This window comes from Selenomonadales bacterium, from assembly GCA_017442105.1.
GTDB lineage: Bacteria > Bacillota > Negativicutes > RGIG982 > RGIG982 > RGIG982.
This window is the reverse complement of record JAFSAX010000001.1, coordinates 1-5,786: the sequence shown is the minus strand read 5'-3', so window position 1 is coordinate 5,786 and position 5,786 is coordinate 1. Positions and strand designations below refer to the sequence as shown.

Annotated in this window: 5 protein-coding genes; all 5 read left to right on the top strand. The window is 53.2% G+C overall.

Going from position 1 to position 5,786, the window contains the following annotated elements; genetic code table 11:
• Positions 1 to 1,227 (top strand): transcription-repair coupling factor (locus IJN28_00025; GenBank protein ID MBQ6712157.1); only part of this gene is annotated, 1,227 nt, incomplete at its 5' end.
• A gap of 156 nt (positions 1,228 to 1,383) precedes the next feature.
• Positions 1,384 to 1,956, top strand: coding sequence for a stage V sporulation protein T (gene spoVT, locus IJN28_00020; protein MBQ6712156.1), 573 nt, complete (start codon positions 1,384 to 1,386; stop codon positions 1,954 to 1,956).
• Positions 1,957 to 2,193: 237 nt separating this feature from the next.
• Complete coding sequence (locus IJN28_00015; protein MBQ6712155.1) at positions 2,194 to 3,795, top strand: polysaccharide biosynthesis protein; 1,602 nt, start codon at positions 2,194 to 2,196, stop codon at positions 3,793 to 3,795.
• 13 nt (positions 3,796 to 3,808) lie between these two features.
• Positions 3,809 to 5,266 carry a nucleoside triphosphate pyrophosphohydrolase gene (gene mazG, locus IJN28_00010; GenBank protein MBQ6712154.1) on the top strand — a complete coding sequence of 486 codons (1,458 nt, stop codon included), beginning with the start codon at positions 3,809 to 3,811 and terminating at the stop codon, positions 5,264 to 5,266.
• 96 nt (positions 5,267 to 5,362) lie between these two features.
• Positions 5,363 to 5,635, top strand: coding sequence for an HU family DNA-binding protein (locus IJN28_00005; GenBank protein ID MBQ6712153.1), 273 nt, complete (start codon positions 5,363 to 5,365; stop codon positions 5,633 to 5,635).
• The last annotated feature ends 151 nt before the right edge of the window (positions 5,636 to 5,786 follow it).

The window sequence follows — 5,786 nt, the reverse complement described above, 5'->3', positions numbered from 1 at the left end:
GAAAAGATGAAACAGATGTCGGTCGGCATCGACGTACTGACGCTGTCGGCAACACCGATCCCGCGTACGCTCCATATGTCGCTCGTCGGTGCGCGTGATATGAGCATCATCGAAACACCCCCCGAAGAGAGATTCCCCGTCGAAACATACGTGCTCGAATATCAGGAATCGCTCCTCAAAAGTGCCATCAGACGCGAGCTTAAACGCGGCGGACAGGTCTACTTCGTCTACAACCGCGTTGAAACGATCGACAAGATGCGTGCAGAGTTGGAGCGCATGATGCCCGATGCCCGTATCCAGACGGCGCACGGACAAATGGCAGAAGAACTGTTAGAGCAGGTCATGCTCGACTTCTATGAAGGCAAGTCGGATATCCTCATCTCGACGAGCATCATCGAAAACGGCCTCGACGTGCCGAATGCCAACACCATCATCGTATACGATGCCGACCACTTCGGCCTCTCACAGCTCTATCAGATGCGCGGCCGCGTCGGACGGTCGAAACGTACCTCGTTCGCGTATTTCACCTATCGATCGGGCAAAGTCCTCACCGAAGTCGCCGCGAAACGACTCGCTGCGATCCGCGAATTTACGCGCCTTGGGGCAGGCTTCAAGATCGCCATGCGCGACCTCGAGATACGCGGAGCAGGAAACCTCCTCGGCGCACAACAGCACGGCCACATCGCAGGTGTCGGCTTCGAGATGTATTGCCATATGCTCGATGAAGAGATCAGACGACTCAAAAACGAAGAACTGCCTGCGCCCGAAGAAGAAACGACTGTCGAGATCGCCATCGAAGCGTATCTGCCCGAATCGTACGTGGCAGAAGCAAGCTACAAGATGGAACTCTATCAGCGTCTTGCCGCCCTGCGGACAGAGGAAGAACTCTCCGACCTCACCGACGAGATGATAGACCGCTTCGGCGACGTGCCCGACGAAGCAGCGAACCTTCTTGCCGTCACGAGCATTCGCATACAGGCGCGCGCCCTCGGTATCCGCTCGATCACAGAAACACCGACAGGCCTTACCGTCACCTTCGGCGACAAGCCGAACGTCGCGCCCGAAAACGTCATCGCGCTCAAACAAGCGTGCGGTCGTGCCGTATCCATACTCCCCGGCCCACCGCCGACGATACGCCTTGCGTATAAGAAAAAAGACGGCATCTACGCGCTTCGCCAGGCGAAAACGCTCATCGCCATGCTGTCGAAGCCGAGTGGAGAGAAATAAGGAAAACGAAATATATAACAGTGAAAAAGTACGCACAGAAACATAACGTGCGTACTTTTTTCCACGTTTTGGGACAGTCTCGTATATGAATAAAAGCAGATAGCGAGATATATACTAGCAGTGAAATACAGCTACCCAAATATGTGAAAAGGGGAGATGCCGATGAAAGCGACGGGCATCGTAAGGCGGATCGACGATCTCGGTCGGGTGGTCGTTCCGAAAGAGATTCGGCGCACGCTTCGTATTCGTGAAGGTGATCCGCTTGAGATATATGTGGAGCAAGGCGGCGAGATCATCTTAAAAAAATATTCCCCTGTCAATGAGCTGGGGAACTTTGCCAAGGAATATTGTGATTCGCTGTTTGAAACGAGCGGTCATATCGCACTGATCGCCGATCGCGAACAGATCGTAGCCGCGTCGGGTGCAGGCAAGAAGGATTTTCTCCATCAGCCGATCGGTATGGCGGTGGAGAATGTGATGGAGGGCAGACGGACTGAGATGCACAACGATCTCAGCGAGGCGAAGCAGGTGCGCCTCGCTCCCGTTCAGACGGAAGCTGATGCGCCGATCGGGGTCTTGTCACAGGTGATGTCGCCGATCATCGTGGAGGGAGATGCCATCGGTGCCGTCATCTTATGTACGCGCCAGCCGGGTATACGAATGGGCGATACGGAAAGCAAGCTTACCGAAACGGCGGCAGGGTTTTTGTCGAAACAAATGTCACAGTAAGAAGAAAAAAGCAGCACAAAGCGAGTTCTGCTCGGGCAAAGGGCGTCCTGTTCGCGACGGATACGCGATTTGGAACGTGGTTTCGGGCAGGATCCGCAGACGGTGGCTGCTTTTTTCTATGCGTATCGGCAGGAAAAACGAATATCGTCGGAGAAAAATACCATGTTATAGAAATAGGCGCAGAATGTCTTTTTTTGCGTATACATAGACGGAAAAGAGAGAGGAAGGAATCGGAAGGTGAGTAAACAGGCATTTATCAGAGGTGCTTTGATATTAACATTGGCAGGTATCATCGTCAAAGTCATCGGTTCGGTCAACCGTATCTTGTTGTCGAGATTGTTGGGCGGTGAGGGGATCGGTCTTTATCAGATGGCGTATCCGCTCTACTTATTGGCACTCGGCGTATCGTCGGCAGGGATCCCTGTCGCGATCTCTATCATGGTGTCGGAGCGTATGGCGCTGAATGATTATCGCGGGGCAAGGAAGGTATTCCATATGGCTGTCGCGATGATGACGATAACAGGTATCGTATTCTCGGCACTTCTCTTCTTGGGGGCGGACTGGCTGACATCGAGTGGGTTCGTCCGTGATACACGCGCGTACTGGGCGATCGCGGCACTGTCGCCTGCGATCTTGTTTGTACCGATATTGGCGAGCTTCCGCGGATATTTCCAAGGGCTTCAGCAGATGACGCCGACGGCTGTTTCGCAGATCGTCGAGCAGTTCTTCCGCGTGCTTGTCATGATCCTTCTGGCGTATCTGCTTCTCCCGTCGGGGCTTGAGTATGCGGCGGCAGGTGCCAGCTTCGGTGCGGCACCGGGGGCGGCGTTCGGTCTTCTTGTTCTCATCGGTTACTACTGGAAACAGCGTCGTTCGATGAGAGAGATGGAAGCGGTGCAGCCGATGACGGAAGAGCTTCCTCGTATGAAGATCATCAGCCGTATCTTCAAGCTGTCGCTCCCTGTTACGCTTGCGAATATGCTGATGCCGCTGACGGCGAACATCGACCTTCTGGTCGTACCTGCTCGTCTTGAAGTGGCAGGCTATACGACCGAAGCGGCGACGGAGCTGTTCGGCTACTTGACAGGTATGGCAGTTGCGCTTATCAACCTGCCGACGATTCTCACGGCATCGCTGGCGGCATCGCTCGTACCTGCTGTATCGGCGGCGTTTACGCTGAAGGATTCGAGAAGTATCCTGCAGCAGACATCGACGGCTATCCGTATCGCGAACTTTATCACGATACCGAGCTGTGTGGGTCTGTTCCTGTTGGCAACGCCGATCTCCGAGATGCTCTATGCGACGCCGAATGCGGGCGGATGTATCGGTATCCTCTCGTTCGGTATCATCGTGCTCGGCCTCGGTCAGGTCACGACAGGTATCCTGCAAGGTATCGGCCACACGGCGATCCCGCTTATCAACTTGGCGATATCGGCCGTCGTAAAAGTCGCTCTCAGCTGGTACTGGACGGCACTTCCCGAATGGGGCATCAACGGTGCGGCTTGGGCGACGAATATCGACTTTGCCGTTGCGGCAATGCTCAACTTGTATTTCGTCCATCGCTATGTCGGCTATTCGCCGAATGTGGTGGATATCATAAAAACGTGTCTGGCGGCAACGCTGATGGGCGCGGCTGTTATCTTCTCGTATGATTTTGTTATGCTCCAGCTTGCGAGCAACACGCTCTCGACGCTCGTGGCGATCTTAGTTGGTGTCGCTGTGTACGGTGTCGGTCTGATCCTTCTCGGCGCGATCGCCGAAGATGACCTTGCTCGTGTACCGAAAGTCGGCGCACCGCTTGCGCGCGTACTTCGCAAAATTGGGCTTTTGAAAAAATAGGGAGGCAATAGAGATGAGTGAATTGATCGTAGTCGGTCTTGGCGCAGGTCGCAAAGGCCTTATGACGGAAGAAACGAAAAAACTGTTGACGGAGGAAGCCTGCGTACGATTGCGTACGGCGAAGCATCCGACCGTTGAACAGCTCGGCGAAGAAGGATACACATTCTCAAGCTTCGACCATATATATGACGAAAAAGATACGTTCGACGAAGTGTACACGACGATCACAGACGAGTGTCTTGCGCTTGCAAAAGAGTCGGGCAGACTTATCTATGCGGTACCGGGCAGTCCGCTCGTTGCGGAAAAAACGGTGCAGATGCTGCGCGCTCGTGCAGAAAAAGAAGGCGTATCGCTTACGATACTGCCTGCGATGAGCTTTCTCGAAGTGCTCTACGTTCGTCTTGGTGTCGATCCCATCAACGGGCTGACCATCTTAGACGGTGATGATATCGGCGACCTGCCGCCCGACAATGTAGCGGCTCTCGTCATCACGCAGGTATACGACCGCGCCGTGGCGAGCGAAGTCAAGCTGGCTCTCATGGAGCAGTATGACGACGAACAGGTGATCACGTTCGTGCGCAACCTCGGACTTGACGACGAAGAAGTGCGCGAGATCCCGCTCTATGAGCTTGACCGTCAGCCGAATATCGACCATCTGACGAGCGTATACGTACCGCGCAGAGAAAAACGCGAATCTACGTTTGATATCACGCCGCTCGTCGATGTCATGGAAACGCTCCGTTCGCCGGGCGGTTGTCCGTGGGATATCGAGCAGACACACGACAGCCTCCGCCGCTACATGATAGAAGAAGTCTACGAAGCCATCGAAGCCATCGAGAACGAAGACGCACCGCTTCTCTGTGAAGAGCTTGGCGACCTGCTTCTCCAGATCGTATTCCATGCGCGCGTTGCCGAAGAATGTGGTGAATTCAGTATGCAGGACGTCATCGACGGTGTGACCGAGAAGATGATCCGCCGTCATCCGCACGTATTCGGTGATATCAGCGTACGCGATGCAGGCGAGGTCCTCGTCAACTGGGAAGCCATCAAGGCAAAAGAAAAAGAAGGCAAACGCGTGAGCGTGCTTGACGGTGTATCGCCGGGACTGCCTGCGCTTATGGCAGCGTTCAAATTGCAGAAAAAAGCGGCAAAAGTCGGTTTTGACTGGACGGAAGTCAAAGACGTCTGGGAAAAAGTCCGCGAAGAGCTCGGTGAGCTTGCCGAAGCGAGTGCCGAAGGCGATACGCATGCCATTGAAGAAGAATTCGGCGATGTGCTGTTCAGCCTCGTCAACTTGTCGCGCTTCTTACATATCGAGCCCGAAACGTCGCTCACTGCCGCCAACCACAAATTCCGCCGTCGTTTCACCTTCATCGAAGACAAGGTGCATGAACTCGGCAAAAAATGGGACGACATGACACTTGCCGAGATGGACAAGCTGTGGGAGCAGGCAAAGCTGGAAGAAAAATAAACTTTTTTGTGAAATTGTGAAAAATCAAAGAGGAATAAAAAGAAAGTCGGCGAATAATACTGTTCATAATGAATATATATAAGGGGGACCACTAGGTTGAATAAAACAGAATTGATCGCCAGTGTTGCAGAAAAAGCAGAACTGACGAAAAAAGATGCAGAAAAAGCAGTAAACGCATTGTTCACGAGCATTGAAGAAGCTCTCGTTCTCGAAGACAAAGTACAGATCATCGGCTTCGGTACGTTCGAAGTAAAAGCAAGAGAAGCAAGAAAAGGCCGCAACCCGCAGACGGGCGAAGAGATCACGATCGCTGCAAGCAAAAACCCTGTTTTCAAAGCAGGCAAAGGCTTGAAAGACGCTGTCAACTAATAGAAGCAATCAATAAGCATCAGGGATTCCTGGTGCTTATTTTGTTTATGTCGAGAGATAGACATCAAAAAAGACCGTACCCGATGTTGGGTGCGGTCTTTCGCTTGCTATGAGCGGAGGAAGAAGCAGACGAGCGGTATGGTGACGACAG